Raw genomic sequence first — 25,010 nt, forward strand, 5'->3', positions numbered from 1 at the left:
CGCGCAGATGTCGCGTCACAACGTGTTGCTCGTCGTCGCCGACAGCCTCCGCGCCCGGAACACCTCCGTGCTGGGCTATCGCCGGGAGACGACCCCATTCCTCGAAACCTTCGCCGAGGAGGCGACGGTGTACACGCAGGCCCGAAGCCCGAGCAACTGGACCGTCCCCAGCCACGTCAGCATGTTCACCGGCCACGAGGTCCACGAACACGGCGTCGACCACACCGCCAGACTCGACGCCGGCCACACGGTATTCGAGGCGCTGGCCGACGCGGGCTACGACACGGGGCTGTTCTCCGACAACCCCTTCCTGACCGACCACGAGTCGGGACTGGACGCGGTGTTCCAGACCACCGTCGGCTCGCCCGAGCAGTACGACTCGGCCTACGAGACCAACGGCTCGCTGGGCGACTGGCCGAACGGCTTCTGGTACGCCGACCGCACGCTGGAGTGGGTCTCCGAGCGGGACGGCGAGTGGGCCGCCTGCGTCAACTTGATGGACACCCACCGCCCGTACGAGCCCCTGGCCGAGTACGACGTGTGGAGCGACGAGCGCTCGCGCGACATGCAGGAGTCGATGGGGTTCAAGTGGCACTGGGAGTTCCTCTCGGGGAATCTCTCGCTTGGCTTCGCCAGCATTCTCGAACAGATATACGACGGCGCGGTCCGGCAGGCCGACGCTATCTTCGAGACCTTGCTGCGCGGGCTGGACGAGCAGGGCGTCCTCGACGACACGCTGGTCGTCTTCGCCGGCGACCACGGCGAGGGCTTCGGCGAACCGACGGCGATTCCCGACGAGCCGCCGGCGGTCAGCCACCGCATCGGGACCCACGACGCGATGTATCACGTCCCGCTCGTCGTCCGCGCCCCCGGCCAGCGGCACGGCCATCGCGTCACCGACCTTGCGACGCTGTCGCGGTTCCCCGACGCCGTCCGGTCGCTCGCGCTGGGCGAGGGCCGCGCGGACGGCCCGGCGTTCGTCCCGCCGGACGGGACCGTCGTCGCGTCACAGGCCCCCATCGGCCCGGCGATGCGCGAGGAGGCCGAGCGGGTCTGTGGCGACGCCGCGCCCTTCGCAAAGCACGCCCGACTCGTCTACCACGACCGGCCCGGCGACGCGGTCCGAAAGCGGGCGGCGTGGGGCGAGAGCGCCCACGAGTCCGTCCTGCAGGGCCGCGCCGGCGCGGCCGAGGACCGCGAAATCGACGCGGCGCTCGTCCGCGAGCAGTTCGGCGACGACCGGTACGCCGACGTGGACATCGCAACGCCCCTCGACGGCTACACCGAGTTCGAGGACGCCTCCGACACGCAGTTCGCCGGGGACCTCGACGACCGACTGGAGGCGCTGGGGTACAGATGACGGCTGCCCCCGACACCGAGCTGGTGCTCGTCGTCGCCGCCGACGAGAACAACGTCATCGGGCTGGACGGCGGCGTCCCCTGGCACTACCCCGAGGACGTGCGCCAGTACAAGTCCCGCATCGCGGGCCACCCGGTCATCCTCGGCCGCCGGACCTTCGACTCGATGGACCCGCTCACGGACTGTTACACCGTCGTCCTGACGAGCGACGACAGCCGTAGCGCCGACTCAGAGACCGTCGAGTACGCCACGACGCCCCGGGATGCGGTCGAGGCCGCCGCACGGGCCGGCGCGACCGAGGCCTTCGGCGGCGACGACACCGAAGCGGACGACGCCCCGCCCGTCACCTACGTCATCGGCGGCGAGGCGGTGTACGACCTGTTCCTCCCGTTCGCCGGCCGGGTCTTCCTCAGCCGCATCCACGAGCGCAACGAGGGCGACCGCTACTTCCCGGACCTGGGCGAAGAGTGGACGGAACTGTCCCGTGAGTCCTACGAGGGGTTCGACGTCATCGAGTACGAGCAGGCGTCGCCGCGGCCGCTCGATGAACTCTGACCGCACGAACGCGCCGCCCGGTCGGACTGGTGGAGGTGTCACCGGCTTGGAAATCATAGCCATTAAAGTAATTCAAGTGACTAGTATACCGCAACAACTTGTGATGCTAGACAAAATCAAAGAATCCGTCTCTGACGTTCTCTCGGGTGGGAAGCGGCGGTCGGACGGCAGACGCCAGTCCGACACGGGCGACGGTTCCGGGGGCGAGGCGGCGGCCGACGAGTCGGAGTCGAACCTCTTCGAGTGTCCGTCCTGCGAGTCCGTCTTCGTCGCCATCGACAAGGAGACCTGTTCGGCCTGCCAGACCCCGGTCGAGCGAATCGACTAGCGGGCCGCGGCGACCGAGTCCGGGACGGCGAACCGGGACAGCGACCGTTCGAGAGAGGACGACCCGATGGTTTTAACCACGTGACTCCCGGATGTGCGGGTAATGGCTTTTGAGGAACTCTTGGAGGACCCCGTCATACAGAAGTACCTCCACGAGCTGGTCGGACCGAAAGGGATGCCGGTCGCCGCCGCGCCGCCGGACGGCGAAGTGACCGACGAGGAACTGGCCGAGGAGCTCGGACTCGAACTCAACGACGTGCGCAGGGCGCTGTTTATCCTCTACGAGAACGACCTTGCGACCTACCGCCGGCTCCGCGACGAGGACTCGGGGTGGCTCACCTACCTCTGGACGTTCCAGTACGAGCAGATTCCCGAGCAACTGCAGGAGGAGATGTACCGTCTGCTCGACGGCCTCGAGGAGCGCCGCGAGTACGAGCGGGAAAACGAGTTCTACCTCTGTGAGCATTGCGGCATCCGCTTCGAGTTCGGTGAGGCGATGGAATTCGGCTTCGAGTGCCCCGAGTGCGGGAACCAGGTCGAGGCGATGGAGAACACCCGCCTCGTCACTGCGATGGAGAACCGCATCGAGGAACTCAGGGACGAACTGAACGCCGACGTGGACGTGGAAGCCTGATGGTCGTTCTCGGTACAAAGGTGTACGTCGCCGGCGACGCCCGGGACCGTACGCTCGACGGACTGCGCTCGATGGTCGGCAACGAACTCGGCGACCTCGACGTGGCGTACGACATCGGCCTCCGCGACGACGAGTTCCCGTCGGTGACCGTCGACGGCCCGGACGAGACCGTCGCGCGGAACCTCCTCCGCGAGGAGTTCGGCGAGATGGTCGCCGACCACGAGGACGGGGAGACGTACGTCGGAACGCTCGACTCGTGGGACGATGACGGCTTCGTCCTCGACGTCGGCTTCGGGCGGACGGTCCGGATTCCGGCCGACGAGCTCGGTCTCGGACAGGGGACGCCGACCCAGATACGCAAGCGGTTCGGACTGGTCCAGCACCTCCCGCTCCGGTTCGTCGCCGGCGACCCACCGCGGCTGGCCGACGCGGAGCGGGACCGCCTCTACGAGTGGACCCGCGGCAACGGCCGCATCAACGCGAACAGCGTCACCCGCTCGGAGGCGCGTGCGACGGTCAACCGCGCCGGCCACGCACAGGACATCGTCACCGTCGAACGCATCGGCCTGCTGGAACAGAGCATCGTCTGCAACCCGGACACCGACCCGCCAGGACTGCTCGCCGACATCGGGCAGTACATGCCGTCGGAGCTGCTGGCAATCGTGCCCTGACTTTCGAGCCATGAAACGCCGCCACCTCCTGCTGGTCGCCGTCCTCGCACTGGTCGCCCTCTCGGGCTGTACCGGCTTCTTCGGCTCCGAAGAGGTCGACCCCGACCGGCTGAACGAGAACGCGAGCTACGACTGGAACACCTCCGCCGACGGGACCATCGTCATCGAGGAGTCGAGGTACACCGCCGTCTACGCCGTCGAGAACGAGACGACGTTCGACGTCTACACCGTCGACGGCCTCGGCCGCGAACGGAGCGTCCCCATCAGCGCGCTCCGGTTCCGGTACGAGAACGGGACGGTCGTCAGCGCCGCCGAATCGTCGCTGAGTGCCTCGGAGAGCCGCCAGCGAACCACCGTCTCCTTCCCCGGCAACGTCTCCGGGAAGGTCGGGTACTCGGTCGCCCGGACCGGGAAGCGCTTCGCCTCGCCGACGCTCGTCGAGGACGGGTCGTACACGGTCGTGCTCCCGCCCAACACCGGGGCGGGCATCCCGTTCCTCTCGCGCATCAGCCCCGGCGGCTACGAGTCCGAGACCGTCGACGGCCAGCAGGCCATCCGCTGGGACGAGGTGACCTCCGACCAGATTATCGTCCGGTACTACCTCGACCGCGACCTGTGGCTGTTCGGCGGTCTGTCGGCCATCGCCGCCACTATCGGCGTCGTGGGGACGCTGTATTACTACCGACAGCTCCAGGCGACCATCCGCCGGCGCAAGGAAGCCGGCATCGACCTCGAAGAAGAGGAGGAGGACGACGACCCGCGGGACCGCGGTCCGCCGCCGGGAATGCGGTGACGACGGCACGAGTCGGCAGTGACGGCCGAGAGACGCTAACCGCGTCACTTTTTCGGGTCGGACGTGCACACACGGCTATGAGCAACGGCTGGTTCGCCGGGCTGGACCCGGACGACGACGCGGCCGCAGTCGAACGTATTCAGGCCGGTCGAGCCGACGCGCCTGACGACTGGCCCCGACGGGCCGTCGACGCGGGGTTCGCCGCCGACGAATCGACGTACTACGAGCGCCTCCACGAGATGACGATGACCGCCACCAGGGCCGCGGTGCAGGACCGGGAGCGCGCAGACGACCAGCAGCTCGTCCACGCGGTCCGGGCGATGGCCGACTGCGAGCGGACGGCGAACGAACTCGCCGAGCGGGTCGCCGAGTGGGGCGGGAGCCGATACGGAGACAGCGGAAGCGGCGTCGAGTACGCCCGCTCGCTGGCCGAGAGCGACGCCGAAGACGAGGGCGACCGCGCGCTGCGGTCCCTGGCCGAGCGGACGGCGACACTGGCCGACGAGGCCGACGCGCTACGGGCGTACATCGAGCGGACCGCCCCCGCCGTCGCGCCGAACCTCTCGATGCTGGCCGGGCCGGTGCTCGCGGCGCGGCTGGTCTCGCTGGCGGGCGGGCTCGAACAGCTGGCGAAGAAGCCCAGCGGAACCGTCCAGGTGCTCGGCGCGGAGGACGCGCTCTTTGCCCACCTCAAGGGGTCCGCGCCGTCGCCCAAGCACGGCGTCATCTTCACTCACGAGTACGTCCGCGGCACGCGCCGCGAGGACCGCGGCTCGGCCGCACGGGCGCTCGCCGGCAAGCTGTCCATCGCCGCCCGTGTCGACCACTACAGCGGCGACCGCCGGCCGGAACTGCAGGCGGAACTCGACGAGCGCATCGAGCGGATTCAGGCACGCGCCGAGGAGGGTGAGGCATGACGCTCCCGACGGGCGTCCAGCGCCACGGCTTCGGCGGCGAGACGAGCCTCGCGACGCGGGGCCAGCCGGTGTACGGCGAGCGGACCGACGGCGACTGGCGGCGGTGGGACCCCCACCGCTCCAAGCTCGGCGCGATGCTCGAAGCCGGGATGGACACCGGCCTCGACGGCGGCGAGACGGTGCTGTACCTCGGCGCAGCGGCCGGGACGACCGTGAGCCACGTCGCCGACTTCTGTGGCCCGACCTACGCCGTCGAGTTCGCGCCGCGGCCGGTGCGCGAACTGCTCGACGCCGCCGAGAGCCGTGGGAACCTCTTTCCGCTGCTCAAAGACGCCCGAAAGCCCGAGCGGTACGCCCACGTCGTCGAACCGGTCGACGTGGTGGTCCAGGACGTGGCGACCAGGGGACAGGCCCGCGTGGCAGGGCTCAACAAGCAGTTCCTCACCGACGACGGGCGGTTGCTTGCGGCCATCAAGGCCCGGAGCGAGGACGTGACCGCCGACCCCGACGACGTGTTCGACAGCGTGCGCGAGGAACTCCGGGCAGAGTACGAACTGCTGGAAACGGCGCGGCTGGACCCGTACCACGAGGACCACCTCGGCGTCGTCGCCCGCCCCCGAGAGGACTAACCGGGTCGGGCCGGTGATTCCGGCCCCCGAGAACCACCCTCGCCCAGTCGTGCGGGCCCAGCGGGCGGGGACGGAAGGCTTTAGCGGGTCGATTCCGATGTGCCCATCAATGGACGCGACGGGTTCTGCCGAGCATTTCACCCGGATGGGGACGCTCGGCATCGAAGAGGAGTTTTACGTCGTCGGCGAGTTCGGTCGCCCCACGTCTGGCACGGACGAACTCGTGTACGAGACGGAGCCGCCGGAAATCCTCGACGGCCGGCTCGACCACGAACTGTTCAAGTGCGTCATCGAGACGCAGACGCCGCGTATCGACGACCCGGCGGACGCCCGGGAACAGCTGGTCGCCGTGCGGGACGCGCTGGTCGAACACGCCGAGACCAACGGGTTCGGCATCGCCGCCGCGGGCCTGCACCCGCTGGCGAAGTGGCGCGAACTCGAACACGCCGAGAAGCCCCGATACAGGTCACAGCTGGACCGGATTCAGTACCCACAGCACCGCAACACGACGGCCGGCCTGCACGTCCACGTCGGCGTCGACGACGCCGACAAGGCCGTCTGGGTGGCGAACGAACTCCGCTGGCACCTCCCGCTGATGCTCGCGCTGTCGGCGAACTCGCCGTACTGGAACGGCTTCGACACCGGCCTCCAATCGGCCCGCGGGAAGATATTCGAGGCCCTGCCCAACACCGGAATGCCGACGGCGTTCGACGACTACGACGCCTTCGAGGCCTACGAGCGGCGGATGCTCGAAACGGGCAGCATCGACGACCGGGGCGAACTCTGGTTCGACGTGCGGCCCCACTCCGGCCACGGCACCGTCGAGGTGCGGGCCCCGGACGGGCAGGCCGACCCGGACCGGGTGCTGGCATTCGTCGAGTACGTCCACGCGCTCGTCGTTGACCTCGCCGAGCGCTACGAGGACGGGGAGTCCGGCCGCCGGCTCCGTCGGGAGTTCCTCGACGAGAACAAGTGGCGCGCGATTCGCCACGGCCAGTCCGCGGACCTGCTGTCTCGGGACCTCTCGACCACGCGCTCGGTCGAGGAACTGGTCGAACTGGAGAGCGACCGTCTGGACGTCGACGGCCTGTGGGAGATTTACGACCGCGAGAGCGGGGCCGAGCGCCAGCGCCGACTCCGAAACGAGGAGGGCGTCGCGGCGCTCGCGGACTCGCTGCGGTTGTAGCGGTTCGGTCGCGGGGACCGGGCCAAGGGTTTTTATTCAGCTGTAGCTTTTGTCCTCACAGAGACAACGCATGTCTGCAGACGACACCGACAACGACGAACCCGAGGACACAGGCGATGTCCGTGGCCGAATCGAGCAGGAGGCGGACCGCGCGGTCGAGCAGTTCGACGAGGGTATCGTCGACCTGCTGGCGTGGGTGCTCGACACGGAGACGCGAGCGCGCATCTACGTCCACCTGCGACAGCACCCCGACAGCACCAGCGAGGAGATAGCCGAGGGGACCGGCCTGTATCCGAGTACTGTCCGCGAGGCCCTGGCCGCGCTCACCGAGGAGGAAGTGGTCACCCGGCAGAAACGCGAGAGCGACGGCGCGGGCAACAACCCCTACGAGTACAGCGCCATCCCGCCGAGCGACCTCGTCAACACCATCGTCGGCGACATCCAGTCGGAGCTGAACACGGTGTTCAACCTCGACGACCACATCGGCGGCGGGACGACGCTCGAACCAGACGACGAGCCCGTGACGATTTCCGTCGAAGACGCCGACGACGCCGAGGACGGCGACGACGAGGCAGACGCGTAACCGAACCCCGCACGGGCCGTTCCGTGAGTCGATATTACTAAACCCGCTCGTGCCGTTGCCCGGGATATGAATGTCGCGCTGGGGGGAACGTTCGACCCGATTCACGACGGACACCGCGCGCTGTTCGAACGCGCGTTCGAACTCGGGGACGTGACTGTCGGCCTCACCAGCGACGCTCTCGCGCCGAAGACGCGACACGACCAGCGCCACGTGCGGTCGTTCGCCGAACGGAAGTCCCGCCTCGCCGACGAACTCGCGACGCTCGCCGCCGACCTGAACCGCGAGTGGGAGGTCCGGGAACTCACCGAGCCGACCGGCATCGCTACGGAACCGCAGTTCGACGCCCTTGTCGTCTCGCCGGAGACGGAGACCGGCGGCCGCCGCATCAACGAAATCCGCGAGGAGCGCGGGCACGACCCGCTCGAAATCGAGGTCGTCCCGCACGTCCACGCCGAGGACGGCGACATCATCTCTTCGACCCGAATCGTCAAAGGCGAAATCGACGAACACGGGAACCTCACCCCGGAGCGCACCGGCCGCGAGAACATCCCGTAGCTACCAGCCCGGCGCTTCCAGCCCCGCCGTCTCGAGCAGGTCCTTCCAGCGCTGCTGAACCGTCAACCGTGAGACGCCCGTCGCCGCCGCGACGGCGGACTGGGACCGCTCCTCGCCGGCGACCAGCGCACCGACGTACACGCTGGCCGCCAGCGTCGCCTGCTTCGACCGGTCCTCCTCCGGGACGGTCGAGAGGAACAGGTCGACCGCGTGGGACCGCGCCTCGGTGCCGAGGTCAAGCCGGTCCGACGCCGCCTCGATATCCGAGAGCCACTCGTCGTGCTCGATTCGGTCGCTGGCGCGGTACATACGGCTCCGTTGGACCCCACCGCACCTAAACCTTCGTCGCCTGCAAGCGAAGGGTTCTTGACGCCAACGCGGATACCGACGGGTGCGCGCGGGTTGCCGAGCCAGGCCAAAGGCGTAGCGCTTAGGACGCTATCCCGTAGGGGTCCGCCGGTTCGAATCCGGTCCCGCGCATATTCTGTCCGAACAATAGTGAGGACGAATAGCGGCCGGAACGAATTCGAACCCTGCAAGGAACGCGCAGCGAACTGCCGTGAGCGAGCATTTCTTGCTCCGGTTCGAATCCGGTCCCGCGCACTCCTCGACGAAGGGCTCCCAAGAGCCGTGAATGCGGCCCGAGCGAACGAAGCGAGCGCTCCCGCCCGGCCGAGCCGTCGGTTCGCAGCCGCCGGGCAGATTCTCACGGGCCAGGAATCACGACCGCTCCTTATGGGGCGTGTCCCCGACGTACTACGTGAGGGACCGACGATGTCAGTGTACGACCCACTCCGTGACGTGTCTGCTCGCCCCGCAGGACCGGCCCGTTTCGACTACGCGGTCGACGACGCGGAGAACCCGACGGAGCTCACCGTCTTCAGCGACCGGGACGAGGAGCTCCCGACCCACTGGATTTCGGTCGACATCGACCACGCTATCGCGCTCGACGAGCTGCGGTGAGCGAGGCGTCGGCTCGCTCGGTGCTATCGGTTATCGCCGGCGGACAGACTACGGTCTGGAAGCGTCGCGTCCGAAGTAAGTTTGCGTGGGTGCAGTCCCAAGGGAATGCACCTGCACTCAGAGAGTGCGTGGGACCGGATTCGAACCGGCGGACCCCTACGGGACAGCGCCCTCAACGCTGCGCCGTTGGCCTGGCTTGGCTACCCACGCGCGCTCTCGCTTAGTGCATTCAATCGTTCCCGGTGGGTCAATAAAAGCGCTTTCGTTTGGGCGCGCCCCGAGAGGGTGTGTCACTCTCTCGAACCGGACGTTTGAAATACGACGAAACCGCTACGGGGGGCATGGCCAAATACTCGACCGGCAGTGGCGGCGACAGCGCCGGCGGGAGCTGTGAGCTCTGCGGTAGCGACGGCGGCGACCTCCAGACCGCTAACGTCGCTGGTGCGACCCTGCAGGTGTGTGAGAGCTGTGCGCGGGACCACGGGGAACACGACCGAGCGACGGGGAGTGACAGTTCACGCGACGGGGAGAACCGGAAGCGCAAAGCCGCACAGAACGCGGCGAAGATGCAGGACGCACAGAAGGCCGACACCTCTCACTGGGAGGACGGTGCCGACTACGACGACGACCAGCTCCCGTACCTGGTCAGCAAGTACGGCGAGCGCGTGACGGAGGCGCGCCAGGCGGCGGGCCTCCAGACGGAGGAACTCGCCGAGGAACTCGACCAGGCAGAGGCGGACATCCTCGCCGTCGAGCAGGGCCGGGCGACGCAGGCGAACGTCGGCGGCTCGACCATCAAGGCCCTGGAGGAGTACCTCGACGTCGACCTCGTCGAGTCCAACTGACCCAGAACATTTTGCCGGCTCCGACCTAACGGCCGGTATGGACCTCTCCGCCGAGCAGCGCGCCATCCGCGACACCGTCCGTGAGTTCGCCGTCGAGGACGTCCGTCCAAGCGCCGCCGACGCAGACCGCGAGCAGTCCTTCCCCGAAGACTGCTGGGACGGCCTCGCGGACATCGGCGTCACCGGGCTGACGACACCCACCGAGTACGGCGGTTTCGACGCGGACGAGACGACCTACGCGCTCGTCAACGAGGAACTGGCCCACGGCTCGCTGGCGGTAGCGACGGCGCTGTCGGTCCACTGCCTGGCGACCGCCTGTATCGCGCAGTTCGGCTCCGAGGCGGTCCGGGACGACTGGCTCCCGGAGATGGTCGACGGCCGCCCGGTCGGCGCGTTCGCGCTCTCGGAGCCACAGGCTGGGTCGAACCCGCGGGAGCTGTCGACCACCGCCCGCCGCGACGGCGACGGGTACGTCATCGACGGCGAGAAGCAGTGGATAACCAACGGCCAGCGCTCCGGCGTCGTCATCGTCTTCGCGAAGACCGACCCCGAGGACCCCGACTCGATAACGCAGTTTCTCGTCCCGAAAGACGCCGCGGGGCTCACCGCCGGCGAGAAGGAGGACAAGCTCGGCCTCCGCGCGAGCGACACGACGCCGCTCCAGTTCGACGGCGTCCGGGTCCCCGAGCGCTACCGGCTGACGGCCGAGGGAGAGGGGCTGGCCGCGGCGCTGTCGGTCCTGACCACCGGCCGGGTCGCCATCGCCGCACAGGCTGTCGGTCTCGCCCAGTCGGCGCTCGACGAGGCCCTCGACTACGCCGAAGAGCGCGAGCAGTTCGACCGCCCCATCGGCGAGTTCCAGGCGATTCGGCACAAGCTCGCGGACATGGCGACGGACGTGCAGGCGGCGCGGCTGCTGACGCGGGACGCCGCCGAGCGGCTAGAGCGGGGGGAACAGGCGAGGGCGGCGGCGAGCATGGCGAAGTACTTCGCCAGCGAGGCGGCGGTCGAGGCGGCAAACGAGGCGGTTCAGATTCACGGCGGCTACGGGTACACGACCGACTACCCCGTCGAGCGACTCTACCGCGACGCGAAGGTGACGACCATCTACGAGGGGACCAGCGAGATACAGCGGAACATCGTCGCGCGGGACCTGCTGGAGTGACGGGGCGAAGCGGTTTTGCGGGCGTCGGCCCTACTACGCCGTGTGACTCACGACGCCGTCATCTACGACCTCGACGGGACGCTCGTCAGGCTGGCCGTCGACTGGGAGCGGGTGACCAGCGACGTTGCGACGGTCCTGCGGGACCGCGACGTCGACCCGGAGCGCCGCGACCTCTGGGAGATGTTGCGGCTGTCCTCGGAGGTCGGTCACCGCGAGGCCGTCGAAGCAGCGATTACCGACCACGAGCGGACCGGGGCACACGAGTCGGAGCGGCTCCCGCTGGCCGACGGCCTCCCCCACACCGTTCCCGTCGGCATCTGTTCGCTCAACGCCGAGGCGGCGTGTCGGGTGGCGCTGACGGTCCACGACCTCGACGACTACGTCGGGCCGGTCGTGGGCCGCGATACCGTCGGGTCGTCGAAGCCGGACCCGGAGGGGCTGCTGGCGATTGCCGCGGAACTCGGCGTCGACCCGGCCGCGGCGGTGTTCGTCGGCGACTCCGAGAGCGACGCGACGGCCGCCCGGCGGGCCGGGATGGCGTTCGAGTGGGCGAACGAGTTCGATCAGTCCCGGTACCGGGCGTAGGCGTAGACGCAGACGGCCGTCAGGAACCAGACGAGCGCGCCGACGCGGACCGCGAACGTCGCCCGCGCGGTCCAGGTCGGGAGCGTGACCGCGGTCGACGCGAGGACGACGAGCGGCGACCCGACGAGAATCGTCGTCACGAACGTGACCTGCATCACCCACCCGAAGTCCACGCCGTCCGGGTCCGTCTTCTCGACTGTTGGCACGGCCGATGTTACTTCTAGCTGGGGCAAGCACCTTGCGGTTTCCCGCACAATCCGAACAGGTAAGTCGCCGGCGCGCCCCCGCACGGATATGCCAACGGTCCGGGACCTGCAGGCGATGGCTGGCGAGGAGCCGATAACGATGCTGACGGCGTACGACGCTGTCACCGCGAGCATCGTCGACGACACCGGTGTCGACGTCATTCTCGTGGGCGACAGCATGGGCAACGCCGTCCTCGGCCACGACGACACGCTCCCGGTCACGCTCGACGAGATGGCCTCCCGGGTCGGCGCGGTGGCACGCGGCGCAGACGACGCCCTCGTCGTCGCCGACATGCCGTTCCTCTCTTTCGGCGCGGACGAGGGCGAGAGCGTCCGGAACTGCGGGCGGATGCTGAAAGAGGAGGGGGCGAACGCGGTCAAGCTCGAATCCGGCCCGCACACGGTCGACCTGACGGAGCGGCTGACGGACCTGGGCATCCCGACGATGGCCCACCTCGGGCTCACGCCCCAGAGCGTGAACCAGACCGGCTACACCAGACAGGCGACCGACCGCGCCGAGGCCGAGGAAATCCTCGACCTCGCCCGCGAGCACGAGGCCGCCGGCGCGTTCGCGCTGGTACTCGAACACGTCCCGGCGAACCTCGCCGGCCAGGTCACCGAGGCCGTCGACATCCCGACAATCGGCATCGGGGCCGGCGGCGACTGCGACGGCCAGGTGCTCGTGTTCACCGACGTGGTCGGCCTCTCGGCGTCCAGCCCGCCCTTCGCCGAGCAGTTCGGCGACGTCCGCGGCGAGGTCGCCGACGCCGTCGACGAGTACATCGACGCCGTCGAGTCCGGCGCGTTCCCGGCGGAGTCCCACAGCCACACCGAGGACGAACTCGACGACCTGTACTGAGCGCGGGGAGACTCAGCCCGCCGTGGCCGTCTGGTTCGCCAGCCAGGCGTCGTAGGCCGATTGGTTCTTGACGACGACGGTGGCGTCCATCTTGCTGTGGCCGGCCCCGCACATCTCGGCGCAGTACAGCCGGTACTCGCCGGGCTCGGTCGCGCGGGTTCGGGCCGTCATCGTCCGGCCGGGGAAGATGTCCTGTTTGACGCCCAGTCGGGGGATGTAAATGGCGTGTATCACGTCCGTCGTCCGCAGCCTGAAGGTGACGTTCTCGTCGGCCGGGACGACGAGGCGCTCCTCCGTCGTGACGTTGGCCTCGCCGTAGGAGAACTCCCAGCCCCACTGGTAGGCGAGCACGTCTATCTCCGTATCGTCCGCGAAGGCGTCGGTCCCGTCGGCCGAGGCCTGAGCCGCCGCGGGCGTGATGTAGGGGTTCGCCATCACCACGAACGCCGAGATGCCGACGAAGACGAGTATCGCGCCGGTCGCGGCCGTCCAGGTCACCTCCAGGGCGGGGTCGTCGACCGTCGGCCGCGGGTCGTCGTTGTCCCGGAACCGGTAGATGGCGTACACGAGCGTGAGTTCGACGAACAGCGTCAGCGGGAGGGCGACGTAGAGGAGCTGGGCGTTGAGTTCGTCGATGGCCGCCCTGTTGACCGACTGCGCCGCGACCGGCGCGGCCAGCATCACGAGCCCGCCGACGAGGAGAGCCGCGCGAACGAGGCGTCGTCGGAGACGCATTGTCACAGCGTACCAATCCCCATGTCAAATAGTTTGCCCAAAGCCGGGCGGTCGGCCGGCGACCGCACCCGGCCCAGCGTAGTTTTATGGCCGTGGGCGTGTCAGTGGTTGGTAACGTATCGCATGACGGACCGAGCACTCGTCCCGGCACGCCGAGTCACAGACAGATGCTGAACAGGGCTATCGTCGAGGGGTCCGCCCTGGCCGTGCTGGCGCTGGCAGTGGGTCTCGTGTGGGTCCGGGAGCGGCGGGCGGCCCGCCCGGAGAGCGACGGCGGGTACACGACGCGGGAGGAAATCGAGTTCGAAATCGGCCGGGTGCAGTCCGAGGTGTACCGCTGGCTGACGACGACGGACCACCGGGACATCGGGCTGTTGTACATCTTCTTCGGCACGGCCGCCGGCCTGTGGGGCGGCGTCGACGCGATGATGCTCCGGACGGAACTGCTGACGCCGCCGGCGGACATCTGGACGCCGGAGACCTACAACGCGCTGTTTACCACCCACGGCCTGACGATGCTGATATTCTTCGTCCTGCCGGTCTTCTTCGGCATCGGGAACTACGTCCTGCCGCTGCTCATCGGGGCCGACGACATGGCGTTCCCGCGGGTCAACGCCGTCGGGTTCTGGCTCCTGCCCCCGGCGCTCATCCTCGTCCGGATGGGGCTCCTGATTCAGGTGCTGGGACAGGTGCTGAACCTGATGCTCCCGGCGGAGGCCATCCGGTTTTTCCTCACGATGCGGGAGGTCAGCGTCGGCTGGACGCTGTACGCCCCGCTGTCGGTCCAGCAACCGAACCCACAGATTGACCTGCTGTTGCTCGGCCTGCACCTCTCCGGCATCGCCACGACGGTCGGGGCCATCAACTTCATCACGACGGTGGTGTACGAGCGCGGCGAGGGCGTCACCTGGGCAAACCTCGACATCTTCTCGTGGAACATGGTCGTGACGAGCGGCATCGCGCTGTTCGCGTTCCCGCTGCTGGGGAGCGCGCTCGTGATGCTCCTGCTCGACCGGAACCTCGGGACGGCCTTCTTCGCCACTGAGGGCGGCGGAGCCATCCTCTGGCAACACCTGTTCTGGTTCTGGGGCCATCCCGAAGTGTACATCCTCTTCCTCCCGGCGACGGGGCTGATGAGCCTCATCCTGCCGAAGTTCGTCGGCCGCAAACTGTTCGGCTACCAGTTCATCGTCTACTCGACGCTCGGGCTCGGCGTCCTCTCCTTTGGCGTCTGGGCTCACCACATGTTCACGACGAGCGCGGACCCGCGGGTCAAGCTCTCCTTCATGGCCGTCTCCATCGCCATCGCCGTCCCCAGCGCCATCAAGGTGTTCAACTGGATTACGACGATGTGGGAGGGAGACATCCGCCTGACCGCGCCCTTCATCCTCTGTGCCGGCGGCATCGGGACGTTCATCGTCGGGGGCGTCACCGGCGTGTTCCTCGCGGTCATCCCCATCGACATCCTCTACCACGGGACCTACTACGTCGTCGGCCACTTCCACCTCATCGTCGTCGGCATCATCCCGTTCCTGATGATTGCCGCGAGCTACTACTGGTACCCGCTCATCACCGGTCGGTGGTACGACACGCGGCTGGCGCGGTTCCAGTCCCTGCTCATCGTCTTCGGCTCGTTCGTGACGTTCATGACGCTGCTGGTCATCGGCGGGCTGGGACTGCCGCGGCGACAGGCCATCTACCCGCCGGAGTACCAGTTCGCCCAGCAGATTGCGACGGTGGGCGGCTACGTCATCGGGCTGAGCGCCCTGCTGTGGCTGTACAACATGCTCGTCTCGTACTGGCGGGGCACGCCCGTGACGACGACGGACCCGTGGGGCCTGAAGGCGACGAACCAGTTCACCCGCGAGTGGCAGTGGTTCGAGCGGCGGATGGTAGAGAAGTACGACGTGGAGCCGACAGAGCCCGAGACGACGCGGCGCTCCTACGCGCCGGAGGGGGAACCGACCGGACTCGCCGGCGGCGTCGGCACCGTCGCCCAGACCGTCTCGCGGAACGCCTGGATGGCCGCCGCGGGCGGGTTCGTCGGGACCGTCCTGATGTCCGGCGGCCTCGGCACCGCGATACTCATCGGCGTCCTCGACCCCGTCTCCTTCGGCGAAATCGCCGAACTGGTCGGGCTGCCCGCGAGCCCCGCCCTCGGCGCGGTCCTGTTCCTCGTCGGGGGCACTGTCACCTGGCCGCTGCTGTTCCTGGCGTTCTCGGAGTATCTCCCCGGCCGCCTGCTGTTCGAGACCGGGCTGGTGTTCGCCACGCTCATCTCAAGCGGGTTCGCCATCGCCTTCTACACCGGCCAGAGCGGGCTCGCGTTCGTCGGATACCTCACCTTCGTCGTCGTCTCCCACTGGGCGTACGGCATCGGGCTGACCGTAACCTTCCAGTACCTCAAGTCCGACGAGGCGCTCCGTAACCGCGGGGGCTCGGACGGATGAGCGCCGGTGCCGACTCGTTCGTCTTCCAGTACCTCGCGCCCTTCGTCGGCGTCCTCCTCATCGCGGTCGGCATCGCCGGAGCCGTGCCCGGCGGGTACGCGCTCGTCGAACCGGACCTGGAGAACTGCGGGAACCCGACTATCGGCGTCGAATCGCCGGCGGAGACGGCCGAGCGGTTCGGCGGGGACGAGCGCCCGCGGCTCCCGCGACTGGCCTTCGCGGACCTCTCGACCGCCGAACAGGAGGGGTTCCGGGCGGCGATAGCCGACCCGGTCGGCGAGGAGCAGGTCGTCGGTAGCGTGCCCAACGCCGACGCCTTCCGTCGCGGGGCGATTGTCTCCTACGAGGGCGAGGAGTACTACGTGACCATCGTCGCCGAGAACACCTGTTTCGCGGCCGCGCCGCTGCAGTTCCCGCTGGGCGTGTTCGCCATCGCACTCGGGTTCCTGGGCGTCCTGGCCCCCCCGCTGTACCGGCGGCTGGTGCGGCTGGAACAACGGGCCGGTCGGTCGGAGTAACGCCGGGTCACAGCGCCGCGCCGACGTACAGGACGACGACGAGGAACACCCACACCAGGTCGACGAAGTGCCAGTACAGCGACGTGGTCCGGATAGCGGTGTCCCGTTCGGGCGCGTAGTGGCCCCGGAGCGCGCGGCCAAAGGCGATGGCGAGCAGCAGGACGCCCAGCGCGACGTGGAGGCCGTGGAGGCCGGTCAAGCCGTAGAACGCGCTCCCGAACGAGCCCGACCCGATGCCAAAGCCCTCCACGGCGACGAACTCGTAGTACTCGTACACCTGCCCGCCGAGGAAGACGACGCCGAGCGCGAGCGTCGCCCCGAGGAGGCCGAGGAACCGCTCCCGGTTCCCGTCTTCGAGCGCCTCGTGCCCGTAGTGGAGCGTCACGCTGCTGGCGAGCAATAGCGCCGTGTTGACGACCACGAGCGAGCCGAGCAGCGGCGGGAGGTGGGCCGGCGGCCACGACCCGGTCCGGATGAAGGCATAGTAGACGAAGCCGGCGGCGAACGTCGCCACGTCGGAGACGAGAAACAGGACCATCGTCGTGGTGTACAGGTCTGCGCTGGAGTCCGCCCGTCCCTGCAGGTAGTCCGCGACGAACGCCTCGTTGGCCCAGCCGGCGAGCCCGGCCAGCAAGCCAATCGCACCAGCACCGCCGAGGACAATCGGGACGACGGTCGGAACCAGGTCGAGCCCGACGAACACCAGTCCGACGCCCAGATACAGCGAGGCAGCGCCGACTGCAGCCACCAGCGGCCATCGGCTCCGATGCTCGTGCCCGTCCTCGCCGGCGCGTTCGGTCGCCGACTCCGTCGACCCGGCCATGCGAACGCGTAGCACCGGGTCCGGTAAAACGGTACCCCCGGACCGACACCGCCACCCCACCCGAATCTTTATCCTGTCGTCAACCGACACCGGAAATGTGGTTTACGAGACGGGCAACCGAACGGTAGACGACGCCGTCGCCCGCGTGCTGGACGGCGAGCGCCTCGACCGCCGGGACGGGCTGGCACTCATCGCACAGCCGGTCGACGACCTGGCGGCCGGGGCCGACTACGTCCGCACGCGACTGGGCGACGACACGGTCGACGCGTGTTCAATCGTAAACGCCAAAGCCGGCAACTGCGCGGAGGACTGTGGCTTCTGCGCCCAGTCGGTCCACTTCGACACCGGCATCGACAACTACGGCTTCCTCGGCCCGGAGAAGATACTGGAGGCCGCACAGCGGGCCGAGCGCGACGGCGCACAGCGGTTCGGTATCGTCGTCGCCGAGAAGGGCGTCTCGAAGGAGAACCGCCCCGAGGAGTGGGACGAAGTCCTCGAAGCCATCCGCCTCGTGCGCGACGAGACGGACGTAGAGGTCGACGCCAGCCTCGGCATCCTCACGGAGGAGGAGGCCGCCATCCTGGCAGACGAGGGGCTCAACCACTACAATCACAACATCGAGACCTCGCCGCGGTACTTCCCGGAGGTGGTCCAGACCCACACCTTCGAGAAGCGGGTCGAGACGCTCCGGGTAGCCAAGGCGGCCGGCATGGACCTCTGTGCCGGGGTCATCCTCGGCATGGGCGAGTCGCCGACCGACAGGGTCGACGCGGCGATGGCTCTGCAGGACATCGGCATCTCCTCGCTTCCGGTCAACATCCTGAATCCGGTGGCGGGGACACCGATGGCCGAACGCGGGCTTCCCGACATCACGACCGAGGAAGTCGTCGAGACCATCGCCGTCTATCGGCTCCTCCACCCGGAGGCCCGCGTGCGCCTGACAGGCGGGCGCGAGGTGAACCTCGACACGGACGGGCAGGTGGCCGCGCTGGAGGCCGGCGCGGACGGCATCCTCACCGGCGACTACCTCACGACGGAGGGCCAGACGGCGGCCGACGACCTCGAAATCGTCGAGGCGGCCGGACTGGAGCCCAACACCGAAGCCAACGACTTCGACCCCGAGGCGGTCAAGGAACGAGCGAGCGACGAGGCAGAGACCGAGACGGAGACAGCTGCCGGCTCGGCACAGAGCAACGCGGAACTCAAATCCGACGATTGATATGGACGACATACGCTTTGCGGTGCTCGGAACGGGTGGCATCGGCCGACGAACGCTCGACGTGTCGCGACACAAGGACGGGCTCACGCCGGTCGCGGCGTGTGACCGCAACGGCGTGGCCGTCGACCACGACGGACTCGACGTGGACGAGTTGCTGGAAGCCACGGAAGGTAATATTGCGAGCGGGCCGCGAGACGACGGCCCCGACGGCGACGTTGCGACCGACGGCGGCGCGGCCGCCGCCAAAGCCGACGGCGTCAAACAGCACGGGGAACAGGACGGCGTCGTCGCCAGCGAACAGGGCGAACCCACGGAGACGCCCATCGACGACGTCATCGCGGAGAGCGACGCTATCGACGCCGTGCTCGTCGCGCTCCCGAACCTCGAACACGACTTCATCCCGCGCGTCGCCGAGCGGTTCGCCGAGGCGGACTACGAGGGCGTCCTCGTCGACGTGCTCAAACGCTCCCGCGTCATCGGGATGCTCGACGACCGCGAGGAGACACTGAAAGAGTCGGGCATCACGTTCGTCTGCGGGGCGGGCGCGACGCCTGGCTTCCTGACCGGCGCGGCCGCGCTGGCCGCCCAGTCGTTCGTCGAGGTCGAGGAGGTCGAAATCTGGTGGGGCGTCGGTCTCAAGTCCGGTTACGAGGACAACCGCGGGACCGTCCGCGAGGACATCGCTCACCTGGACGGCTACGACATCGAGACGGCCCGCGAGATGAGCGAAGACGAGATCGAAGCGCTGATCGACGAGCACGACGGCGTGCTGGAGTTCCACGACATGGAGCACGCCGACGACGTGTTGCTGGAGCGGGCGGGCATCTGCGACGCCGAGGACGTCCACGTCGGCGGCGTTCTCGACGTGCGCTCCGACGAGAAGCCGACGACCACGACGGTCAGCGTGACGGGGACGACCTTCGACGGAGAGCGGGGGACGAACACCTTCCAGCTCGACGACGCGACCAGCATGGAGGCGAACGTCAACGGCCCGGCGCTTGGCTACCTGGAGGCAGGCGTCCGCAACAACCGCGCGGGCCACTACGGCGTGTTCGGCCCCGCCGACCTCATGCCAGGGTTCTGAGCCGGCCGGTGCCATGACGCACGGCTTCGACCTCGAACGGCGACTCGACCAGCGCGAGGACCGCGACCTCCGGCGGCATCTGGAGGTCGCCGAATCGGTCGCCCCACAGACCCGGTTCGCCGACGACCCGAAAGGCGGAGCTCCGGCCTTCGGCGACGAGATGCTGGTCTTCGCGTCGAACAACTATCTCGGACTGGCCGACGACGCCCGGGTCCAGCGAGCGGCTGAACTGGGCGCGCGGACCGTCGGCACCGGCGCGGGGGCCTCACGGCTAGTCATCGGCGACACGCGCGTCCACCGGGCGCTGGAGCGGGACCTCGCGACCTGCAAGGGGGCGGAGCGCGCGCTCGTTTTTTCCTCGGGCTACGCCGCGAACGTCGGGACCATCGACGCGCTGGCCCCGGACGTGGTCTTTTCCGACGAACTGAACCACGCCTCGATTATCGACGGCTGTCGCATCGGGGCGAGCGAGACGGTGGTGTACGACCACTGCGACGCCGACGACCTGCGGGCGGAGATGGAACGGCGGGCGGCCGGCGCGGACGAGAGCGAACAGTGGCTCGTGGTCACCGACTCGGTGTTCTCGATGGACGGCGACGTCGCGCCGCTGTCGGCCGTCTGTGACGCCGCCAGGGAGTTCGGCGCGTGGGTGATGGTCGACGAGGCCCACGCGACCGGGCTGTTCGGCGCGGGCGGCGGAATCGTCCAGCGCGAGGGGCTGAGCGACCGCGTCGACGTGCAACTGGGGACGCTCTCGAAGGCGCTGGCGAGCCAGGGCGGCTACGTCGCCGGCGACGAGGCGCTCGTGGAGTACCTGCTGAACGCCGCCCGGTCGTTCGTCTTCTCGACCGGGCTGTCCCCGCCCAGCGCCGCGGCGGCCCGCGAAGCGCTGCGCATCGCCCGCGAGACCGACCGCGCCGACGACCTCTGGGACACGGTGGCGACGCTCCGTGACGGTCTGGAGACGATGGGCTACGAGGTGTTCGGCGAGACGCACATCCTGCCGGTGGTCGTGGGCGACCGCGGGGACGCCATCGAACTGGCCGACCGATTGCGCGACCACGGCGTCGTCGCCCCGGCCATCAGGCCGCCGACGGTGCCGGAAGGGGCCTCACGTCTCCGGGTCGCGCCGATGGCGACCCACACCGCCGACGACATCGCGCAGTGTCTGGACGCCTTCCGGGCCACGGGCAGGGAGGTGGGCGTGCTGTGAGCGAGCGGCCGGCCACGGAGCGCGCGACCGGGCACGTCGACGAGGACGGCGTGTTCGTCGTCGGCACCGACACCGGCGTCGGCAAGACGGTCGTGACCGCCGGGCTGACGGGCTGGCTGCGGGCGGCGGGGACCGACGCGGTCGCGGTCAAGCCCTGCCAGACCGGGTATCCGCCGGACGACGACGCGGCCTACGTCGAAACAGTCTGTGGCACACCCGGTGCCGCGGTCTGTCTGGAGCGGCTCTCGCCGCCGCTGGCTCCCGAGGTGGCCGCGAGGGAATCCGACGCCGCGCTCTCCTACGAGACTATCCGGGCCGGCGTCGCCGACGCCGTCGCGGAACGCGAGACGGCGGTCGTCGAGGGCATCGGCGGGCTGTGTGTCCCGCTCGCGGACGGCCGGGAGGTTATCGACCTCGTCGCGGACGTCGGCCTCCCGGCGCTGGTCGTCGCCCGCTCGGGGCTGGGGACGCTCAACCACACGGCGCTGACGGTCCGGGCGCTCCGCCGACGAGGAGTTCCGGTCGTCGGCGTCGTCCTCAACGAGTACGAGGGCGCGACGACCGCCGAGCGGACGAACCCAGCCGCCATCGAGCGGATGGCCGACTGCGCCGTCTGGCCCGTCCCGCCGCTGGACACCGATTCGGCAGACAGCGTGGTCGACGGCGTCAGAACGCACCTCCCGGCGTCGGTCTTGCGGCCGGCTATCGAGCGGTAGCTGTCGGCGTGGAACTAAGGGGATAGAACGGGAGTCTCCTCCCGTCGTGTGACACTACGGAGCCAGTGAGGCTCCATCCGACAGTTGATTACCGACCACTAAAATAGTAGGGCACGTTTCAGCTGGAGATTTCGGGCTGCTGCGGTGGTGTGCATCGTTAGGAACGGGCTACTGCCCAGCCGAAACGAGGGTGCTACAGGTCGATTGACAGCAGCGATTCGACGTCGACGCCGTCGTCGAGTAGCGTCCGCATACGCTCGACCGTGGCCTCGTTGCGCGTCTGCCCGGTCCGGAGCACCTCCTCGACCCGGTCTATCGTGGTCCGGGTATCCGACTGCACCGACAGGACCGGGATGTTCCGGTCGGCCGCCTGCCCGATGACCGCGCTGGCGGGCTGGAACCCGCCGGTGAGGAGTAGCGCCTTGATACCGGACGCTTCGAGGGCCGCGGTCTGGACCTCCGAGCGGTCGCCGCCGGTGACGACGACGGCGTCGCGGGTGCGGCGGAAGCGTTCCAGCGCGCTGCTGCCGCTCATCGCGCCGACGCTGAACCGCTCGACGTGGACGTCGGTGTTGGCGTCGCCGGTGAGGATGTCCGCGCCGAGGCTCCGCGCGAGGTCGGCGACGGTAACGCCGGCCAGCGAGCGGTCGCGGGGCAGGATTCCGTGGACCGGTATCCCCTCGCTTTCGAGGAACGGGACCACGTCGTCGGCGAGTTCGTCCACCGTCGCGTCGGTAATCCCGTTGAACAGCACCCCGTCGAGCCGGTCGCCGATGGCCCGGGCCGTGGACAGAATCTCGTCGGTGTCGCTCGGCGTGTCGTAGCCGGTGACTAACAGCACGCGGGCGTCCAGCAGCTCCGCGATGTCGACATCGGTGAGGTCGACGATGCTCCCGGTCGCCAGGTCGCTGCTCCCCTCGACGAGGAGCAGGTCGTTTCCGTCCGAACACGTCTCGATGCTCTCTTGCAGTCGCTCACGGAGGTCGTCGGGGTCCTCGCGCCCGCGGATGGCCTCCTGGATGAACGTCGGCGAATAGACGATGGGCTCCATCTCGTGGAGGTCGGTCTCGAGGCCGAGCAGTTCGCGGGCGAGCATCGGGTCCTCGTCCCGCGTCTTGCCGACCGCGCTCCGCAGTCGCGTCCCCTTGGGCTTCATGTAGCCGACGTCGTAGCCCGCGTCGTGGGCGCGTGTCGCCAGCGCGAGCGTGATTGCCGTCTTGCCGATACCTTCCTCCGTTGACGTGACGAGTAGCGTGTTCGTGTCGGTCATAGTTGCTCCTGGTCGAGGGTTAGCCGCAGGTCGACCGCCTGCACCCCGTCGGGCGTCGCGACGAGGGGGTTGATGTCCAGTTCGACGATAGCGGGGAAGTCAGTGACGAGTTGCGAGAGCCGCTGGATGGTCTCGACCAGCGTGGCCTCGTCGACTGGGTCGCGGCCCCGCGCGCCGCGCAACAGCGGCGCTGAGTCGATGTCGTCGAGCATCCCCTTCGCCTCGTTCTCGCTGACGGGGGCGACGCTGACCGTGTTGTCTTCGAGCACCTCGACGAAGATGCCGCCGAGTCCGAACAACAGCAGCGGGCCGAACTGCGGGTCGCGGTTCATCCCGAGAATCGTCTCGACGCCGGCGTCGAGGTCGACCATCTCCTGCACCTGGACGCCGAGAATCGTCGCGTCCTCCTGGTAGTTTCGCGCTCTGACGACGAGGTCCTCGTAGGTGTCGCGGACGTCCTCGACCGGGACGCCGACCTCGACGCCGCCGATGTCTGACTTGTGGAGGATGTCCGGGCTGACGATTTTCATGACCACGTCGTCGCCGACCTCCTCGGCGACAGCCTCCGCCTCGACGGGCGAGGAGACGACCTCGCCTTGGGGCGTCGGAATCCCGTAGGCGTCGAGCAGTTCCATCGCCTCAACGCCGAGCCGGTTCGACCCCCGCCGGGCACCGGATTCGAGCACCTCGCGGGCGCGCTCGCGGTCCACGTCGAAGGTCGTCGGCTCGTCGTATTCGGTCGCCTTGATTTCCCGGTAGCGCCTGAGCGCGTCCAGGCCCCCGACGGCCCGCGCCGGGTCGAAGTAGTTCGGGACGCCCGCTTCGCTGAGGACCGACGCGCCGGCATCGACCGACTTCCCGCCCATCAGCGTCGCCGCGACGGGCTTCCCGAACCGCTCCTGTTGTTCGACGACGCTCTCGGCGAGCTCCTCGAAGGACAGCACCGCCGTCGGACAGGCGACGACCACGGCCATCGAGACGCCGTCGTCGGCCAGCACCGTCTCCAGCGCCGTCTCGAACCGCTCCGCCGGGGCGTCCCCGATGATGTCGACCGGGTTGTAGATGTTCGCCTCGTCGGGCATCTCCTCGCGGAGCCGGGAGAACGTCTCGTCGCCGAACTGCGCGAGGTTCAGGCCCGAGTCCCCGACGGCGTCGGTCGTCATCACGCCGGGCCCGCCCGCGTTCGTGACGATGGCGATGTCGTCGCCCTCCGGGAGCGGCTGGCCGGCGAGAATCTGGGCGTAGTCGAACAGCTCCTGGACGGACTCGACGCGGAGCGTCCCGGCCTTGTCCAGGCCCGCTTCGTAGGCCCGCTCGGACCCCGCCATCGCGCCGGTGTGGGAGGCCGCCGCGCTCGCGCCCGCGTCCGTGCGGCCGGACTTGACGAGGACAATCGGTGTGTCCTGTGTCACTTCACGGGCCGTCTGGACGAACGAGGAGCCGTCGTTGATGTCTTCGAGATAGCCCAGAATGACGTCGGTGTCGGGGTCGTCGCCCCACTCGGCGACGAAGTCGCTCTCGTCTAGCACCGCCTTGTTCCCCAGGGAGACGATGTCCTTGAACCCCACGTCGCGCTCGGCGGCCCAGTCTAGCACCGCAGTGATGAACGCGCCCGACTGGCTCATGAAGGAGATGTCGCCGTCGTTCGCCATCTCGTTGCCGAAGGTGGCGTTGAGTCCGACGGGCGTCGACATCACGCCGAGGCTGTTGGGACCGACCAGGTTCAGGTCGTACTCGCTGGCCGCCTCGCGGAGCCGTCGCTCGCGTTCGGCCCCGTCACTGCCGGTCTCGCCGAACCCGGCGGTGATGACCACCACGTTCTCGATGCCCGCCGCCCCCGCGTTCTCGATGACGTCGACCGCGACCGTCGGCGGCACCACGACGACGGCCACGTCGACCGACGCGGGGTCGTCGAGGTCGGCGAGGCTGTCGTAACACTGCAATCCCAGGACCGTCTCTTTGTTCGGGTTCACGGCCACGACCTCCCCTGTGAAAGAATCGAGCAGGTTCGTGGTGACCGCGTGACCGACGGACCCCTCCGAATCGGTCGCCCCGACCACTGCGACACGTTCCGGCGCAAATAACGTCGATAATCGTCCCATGCCTCTACT

At 68.7% G+C, this 25,010-nt stretch carries 28 protein-coding genes and 2 tRNA genes; 23 read left to right on the plus strand and 7 right to left on the minus strand.

Features of this window, described 5'->3' with window-relative positions; all coding sequences use genetic code 11:
• Positions 1-7: 7 nt before the first annotated feature.
• The 11 genes from VI123_RS16160 to VI123_RS16210 all read left to right on the plus strand — a co-directional run bounded on the left by VI123_RS16160 (position 8) and on the right by VI123_RS16210 (position 8,209).
• Positions 8-1,360, plus strand: coding sequence for a sulfatase (locus VI123_RS16160; RefSeq protein WP_336339091.1), 1,353 nt, complete (start codon positions 8-10; stop codon positions 1,358-1,360).
• Positions 1,357-1,914, plus strand: coding sequence for a dihydrofolate reductase (locus VI123_RS16165; protein WP_336339092.1), 558 nt, complete (start codon positions 1,357-1,359; stop codon positions 1,912-1,914). Before VI123_RS16160 ends, VI123_RS16165 begins: the two co-directional genes overlap by 4 nt.
• A gap of 103 nt (positions 1,915-2,017) precedes the next feature.
• On the plus strand, positions 2,018-2,242 hold the full coding sequence (locus tag VI123_RS16170; RefSeq protein ID WP_336339093.1) for a hypothetical protein: 225 nt from the start codon (positions 2,018-2,020) through the stop codon (positions 2,240-2,242).
• 102 nt (positions 2,243-2,344) lie between these two features.
• Positions 2,345-2,875 (plus strand): transcription factor E, encoded by a 531-nt coding sequence (gene tfe / locus VI123_RS16175; RefSeq protein WP_336339094.1) that lies wholly within the window; start codon positions 2,345-2,347, stop codon positions 2,873-2,875.
• Complete coding sequence (locus VI123_RS16180; RefSeq protein ID WP_336339095.1) at positions 2,875-3,546, plus strand: DUF2110 family protein; 672 nt, start codon at positions 2,875-2,877, stop codon at positions 3,544-3,546. The genes tfe and VI123_RS16180 overlap by 1 nt, the downstream gene beginning before the upstream one ends.
• Before the next feature lie 10 nt (positions 3,547-3,556).
• Positions 3,557-4,339, plus strand: a complete 783-nt coding sequence (locus VI123_RS16185) for a DUF5803 family protein (protein WP_336339096.1) — start codon at positions 3,557-3,559, stop codon at positions 4,337-4,339.
• A 77-nt stretch (positions 4,340-4,416) separates the two neighbouring features.
• Positions 4,417-5,256 carry an NOP5/NOP56 family protein gene (locus VI123_RS16190; RefSeq protein ID WP_336339097.1) on the plus strand — a complete coding sequence of 280 codons (840 nt, stop codon included), beginning with the start codon at positions 4,417-4,419 and terminating at the stop codon, positions 5,254-5,256.
• Positions 5,253-5,885: a fibrillarin-like rRNA/tRNA 2'-O-methyltransferase gene (locus VI123_RS16195; RefSeq protein WP_336339098.1), complete on the plus strand. Its 633-nt coding sequence runs from the start codon at positions 5,253-5,255 to the stop codon at positions 5,883-5,885. Before VI123_RS16190 ends, VI123_RS16195 begins: the two co-directional genes overlap by 4 nt.
• 109 nt (positions 5,886-5,994) lie before the next feature.
• On the plus strand, positions 5,995-7,071 hold the full coding sequence (locus tag VI123_RS16200; protein ID WP_336339099.1) for a glutamate--cysteine ligase: 1,077 nt from the start codon (positions 5,995-5,997) through the stop codon (positions 7,069-7,071).
• Positions 7,072-7,141: 70 nt separating this feature from the next.
• Positions 7,142-7,654 (plus strand): winged helix-turn-helix domain-containing protein, encoded by a 513-nt coding sequence (locus VI123_RS16205; RefSeq protein WP_336339100.1) that lies wholly within the window; start codon positions 7,142-7,144, stop codon positions 7,652-7,654.
• Between the two features lie 66 nt (positions 7,655-7,720).
• A complete protein-coding gene (locus VI123_RS16210; protein WP_336339101.1) occupies positions 7,721-8,209 on the plus strand; it encodes a phosphopantetheine adenylyltransferase in 489 nt (162 codons plus the stop codon).
• Here VI123_RS16210 and VI123_RS16215 read toward each other — a convergent pair whose 3' ends face one another.
• A complete protein-coding gene (locus VI123_RS16215; RefSeq protein ID WP_336339102.1) occupies positions 8,210-8,518 on the minus strand; it encodes a transcription initiation factor IIB family protein in 309 nt (102 codons plus the stop codon).
• A gap of 86 nt (positions 8,519-8,604) precedes the next feature.
• On the opposite strand from VI123_RS16215, the gene VI123_RS16220 reads away from it, so the two are divergent.
• Both VI123_RS16220 and VI123_RS16225 read left to right on the plus strand, forming a co-directional pair.
• Positions 8,605-8,689 (plus strand) — tRNA-Leu (locus VI123_RS16220).
• Between the two features lie 255 nt (positions 8,690-8,944).
• A complete protein-coding gene (locus tag VI123_RS16225; RefSeq protein ID WP_336339103.1) occupies positions 8,945-9,172 on the plus strand; it encodes a hypothetical protein in 228 nt (75 codons plus the stop codon).
• Between the two features lie 125 nt (positions 9,173-9,297).
• On the opposite strand, the gene VI123_RS16230 is transcribed toward VI123_RS16225, so the two are convergent.
• Positions 9,298-9,382 (minus strand) — tRNA-Leu (locus tag VI123_RS16230).
• Between the two features lie 131 nt (positions 9,383-9,513).
• Between VI123_RS16230 and VI123_RS16235 the strand changes: the two genes are divergently transcribed.
• The 3 genes from VI123_RS16235 to VI123_RS16245 are packed head-to-tail and all read left to right on the plus strand — an operon-like array spanning position 9,514 to position 11,767.
• Positions 9,514-10,017: a helix-turn-helix domain-containing protein gene (locus VI123_RS16235; RefSeq protein WP_336339104.1), complete on the plus strand. Its 504-nt coding sequence runs from the start codon at positions 9,514-9,516 to the stop codon at positions 10,015-10,017.
• A 37-nt stretch (positions 10,018-10,054) separates the two neighbouring features.
• Complete coding sequence (locus tag VI123_RS16240) at positions 10,055-11,182, plus strand: acyl-CoA dehydrogenase family protein (protein ID WP_336339105.1); 1,128 nt, start codon at positions 10,055-10,057, stop codon at positions 11,180-11,182.
• Between the two features lie 42 nt (positions 11,183-11,224).
• Complete coding sequence (locus VI123_RS16245; RefSeq protein WP_336339106.1) at positions 11,225-11,767, plus strand: HAD family hydrolase; 543 nt, start codon at positions 11,225-11,227, stop codon at positions 11,765-11,767.
• On the opposite strand, the gene VI123_RS16250 is transcribed toward VI123_RS16245, so the two are convergent.
• Positions 11,746-11,973: a DUF5822 domain-containing protein gene (locus tag VI123_RS16250; RefSeq protein ID WP_336339107.1), complete on the minus strand. Its 228-nt coding sequence runs from the start codon at positions 11,971-11,973 to the stop codon at positions 11,746-11,748. The two genes, VI123_RS16245 and VI123_RS16250, sit on opposite strands and share 22 nt — an antisense overlap.
• Positions 11,974-12,061: 88 nt before the next feature.
• On the opposite strand from VI123_RS16250, the gene panB reads away from it, so the two are divergent.
• Positions 12,062-12,871 (plus strand): 3-methyl-2-oxobutanoate hydroxymethyltransferase, encoded by an 810-nt coding sequence (gene panB / locus VI123_RS16255; protein WP_336339108.1) that lies wholly within the window; start codon positions 12,062-12,064, stop codon positions 12,869-12,871.
• A gap of 12 nt (positions 12,872-12,883) precedes the next feature.
• On the opposite strand, the gene coxB is transcribed toward panB, so the two are convergent.
• Positions 12,884-13,606 (minus strand): cytochrome c oxidase subunit II, encoded by a 723-nt coding sequence (gene coxB / locus VI123_RS16260; protein WP_336339109.1) that lies wholly within the window; start codon positions 13,604-13,606, stop codon positions 12,884-12,886.
• Positions 13,607-13,773: 167 nt separating this feature from the next.
• On the opposite strand from coxB, the gene VI123_RS16265 reads away from it, so the two are divergent.
• Complete coding sequence (locus VI123_RS16265; protein ID WP_336339110.1) at positions 13,774-16,056, plus strand: DUF6789 family protein; 2,283 nt, start codon at positions 13,774-13,776, stop codon at positions 16,054-16,056.
• Positions 16,053-16,574 (plus strand): hypothetical protein, encoded by a 522-nt coding sequence (locus VI123_RS16270; RefSeq protein WP_336339111.1) that lies wholly within the window; start codon positions 16,053-16,055, stop codon positions 16,572-16,574. The genes VI123_RS16265 and VI123_RS16270 overlap by 4 nt, the downstream gene beginning before the upstream one ends.
• 7 nt (positions 16,575-16,581) lie before the next feature.
• On the opposite strand, the gene VI123_RS16275 is transcribed toward VI123_RS16270, so the two are convergent.
• Positions 16,582-17,397: a cytochrome c oxidase subunit 3 gene (locus VI123_RS16275; RefSeq protein ID WP_336339112.1), complete on the minus strand. Its 816-nt coding sequence runs from the start codon at positions 17,395-17,397 to the stop codon at positions 16,582-16,584.
• Between the two features lie 97 nt (positions 17,398-17,494).
• On the opposite strand from VI123_RS16275, the gene bioB reads away from it, so the two are divergent.
• The 4 genes from bioB to bioD are packed head-to-tail and all read left to right on the plus strand — an operon-like array spanning position 17,495 to position 21,629.
• Entirely contained in the window at positions 17,495-18,616 is a 1,122-nt protein-coding gene (gene bioB, locus VI123_RS16280; RefSeq protein WP_336339113.1) for a biotin synthase BioB, read from the plus strand.
• A 1-nt stretch (position 18,617) separates the two neighbouring features.
• On the plus strand, positions 18,618-19,700 hold the full coding sequence (locus VI123_RS16285) for a saccharopine dehydrogenase family protein (protein WP_336339114.1): 1,083 nt from the start codon (positions 18,618-18,620) through the stop codon (positions 19,698-19,700).
• Positions 19,701-19,713: 13 nt separating this feature from the next.
• Entirely contained in the window at positions 19,714-20,913 is a 1,200-nt protein-coding gene (locus tag VI123_RS16290) for an aminotransferase class I/II-fold pyridoxal phosphate-dependent enzyme (protein WP_336339115.1), read from the plus strand.
• Positions 20,910-21,629 carry a dethiobiotin synthase gene (gene bioD / locus VI123_RS16295; RefSeq protein WP_336339116.1) on the plus strand — a complete coding sequence of 240 codons (720 nt, stop codon included), beginning with the start codon at positions 20,910-20,912 and terminating at the stop codon, positions 21,627-21,629. Before VI123_RS16290 ends, bioD begins: the two co-directional genes overlap by 4 nt.
• Positions 21,630-21,822: 193 nt before the next feature.
• Here bioD and VI123_RS16300 read toward each other — a convergent pair whose 3' ends face one another.
• Together VI123_RS16300 and acs are read right to left on the minus strand one after the other, a co-directional pair.
• Positions 21,823-22,899 (minus strand): phosphotransacetylase family protein, encoded by a 1,077-nt coding sequence (locus VI123_RS16300; RefSeq protein ID WP_336339117.1) that lies wholly within the window; start codon positions 22,897-22,899, stop codon positions 21,823-21,825.
• Positions 22,896-25,001, minus strand: coding sequence for an acetate--CoA ligase alpha subunit (gene acs, locus VI123_RS16305; protein WP_336339118.1), 2,106 nt, complete (start codon positions 24,999-25,001; stop codon positions 22,896-22,898). Before acs ends, VI123_RS16300 begins: the two co-directional genes overlap by 4 nt.
• Positions 25,002-25,010 lie beyond the last annotated feature (9 nt).

The sequence above is a fragment of the Haloarcula sp. DT43 genome, from assembly GCF_037078405.1.
Classification (GTDB): domain Archaea; phylum Halobacteriota; class Halobacteria; order Halobacteriales; family Haloarculaceae; genus Haloarcula; species Haloarcula brevis.

Coding starts and splice junctions, on each gene's coding strand:
- VI123_RS16270 (WP_336339111.1), top strand. CDS start 16,053: ATGAGCGCCGGTGCCGACTCGTTCGTCTTCCAGTACCTCGCGCCCTTC.
- VI123_RS16170 (WP_336339093.1), top strand. CDS start 2,018: ATGCTAGACAAAATCAAAGAATCCGTCTCTGACGTTCTCTCGGGTGGG.
- VI123_RS16210 (WP_336339101.1), top strand. CDS start 7,721: ATGAATGTCGCGCTGGGGGGAACGTTCGACCCGATTCACGACGGACAC.
- VI123_RS16190 (WP_336339097.1), top strand. CDS start 4,417: ATGAGCAACGGCTGGTTCGCCGGGCTGGACCCGGACGACGACGCGGCC.
- VI123_RS16275 (WP_336339112.1), bottom strand. CDS start 17,397: ATGGCCGGGTCGACGGAGTCGGCGACCGAACGCGCCGGCGAGGACGGG.
- VI123_RS16215 (WP_336339102.1), bottom strand. CDS start 8,518: ATGTACCGCGCCAGCGACCGAATCGAGCACGACGAGTGGCTCTCGGAT.
- acs (WP_336339118.1), bottom strand. CDS start 25,001: ATGGGACGATTATCGACGTTATTTGCGCCGGAACGTGTCGCAGTGGTC.
- VI123_RS16200 (WP_336339099.1), top strand. CDS start 5,995: ATGGACGCGACGGGTTCTGCCGAGCATTTCACCCGGATGGGGACGCTC.
- VI123_RS16165 (WP_336339092.1), top strand. CDS start 1,357: ATGACGGCTGCCCCCGACACCGAGCTGGTGCTCGTCGTCGCCGCCGAC.
- VI123_RS16300 (WP_336339117.1), bottom strand. CDS start 22,899: ATGACCGACACGAACACGCTACTCGTCACGTCAACGGAGGAAGGTATC.
- VI123_RS16180 (WP_336339095.1), top strand. CDS start 2,875: ATGGTCGTTCTCGGTACAAAGGTGTACGTCGCCGGCGACGCCCGGGAC.
- VI123_RS16240 (WP_336339105.1), top strand. CDS start 10,055: ATGGACCTCTCCGCCGAGCAGCGCGCCATCCGCGACACCGTCCGTGAG.
- VI123_RS16185 (WP_336339096.1), top strand. CDS start 3,557: ATGAAACGCCGCCACCTCCTGCTGGTCGCCGTCCTCGCACTGGTCGCC.
- VI123_RS16285 (WP_336339114.1), top strand. CDS start 18,618: ATGGACGACATACGCTTTGCGGTGCTCGGAACGGGTGGCATCGGCCGA.
- VI123_RS16265 (WP_336339110.1), top strand. CDS start 13,774: ATGCTGAACAGGGCTATCGTCGAGGGGTCCGCCCTGGCCGTGCTGGCG.
- VI123_RS16195 (WP_336339098.1), top strand. CDS start 5,253: ATGACGCTCCCGACGGGCGTCCAGCGCCACGGCTTCGGCGGCGAGACG.
- tfe (WP_336339094.1), top strand. CDS start 2,345: ATGGCTTTTGAGGAACTCTTGGAGGACCCCGTCATACAGAAGTACCTC.
- VI123_RS16290 (WP_336339115.1), top strand. CDS start 19,714: ATGACGCACGGCTTCGACCTCGAACGGCGACTCGACCAGCGCGAGGAC.
- VI123_RS16225 (WP_336339103.1), top strand. CDS start 8,945: ATGGGGCGTGTCCCCGACGTACTACGTGAGGGACCGACGATGTCAGTG.
- VI123_RS16235 (WP_336339104.1), top strand. CDS start 9,514: ATGGCCAAATACTCGACCGGCAGTGGCGGCGACAGCGCCGGCGGGAGC.
- panB (WP_336339108.1), top strand. CDS start 12,062: ATGCCAACGGTCCGGGACCTGCAGGCGATGGCTGGCGAGGAGCCGATA.
- coxB (WP_336339109.1), bottom strand. CDS start 13,606: ATGCGTCTCCGACGACGCCTCGTTCGCGCGGCTCTCCTCGTCGGCGGG.
- VI123_RS16205 (WP_336339100.1), top strand. CDS start 7,142: ATGTCTGCAGACGACACCGACAACGACGAACCCGAGGACACAGGCGAT.
- VI123_RS16160 (WP_336339091.1), top strand. CDS start 8: ATGTCGCGTCACAACGTGTTGCTCGTCGTCGCCGACAGCCTCCGCGCC.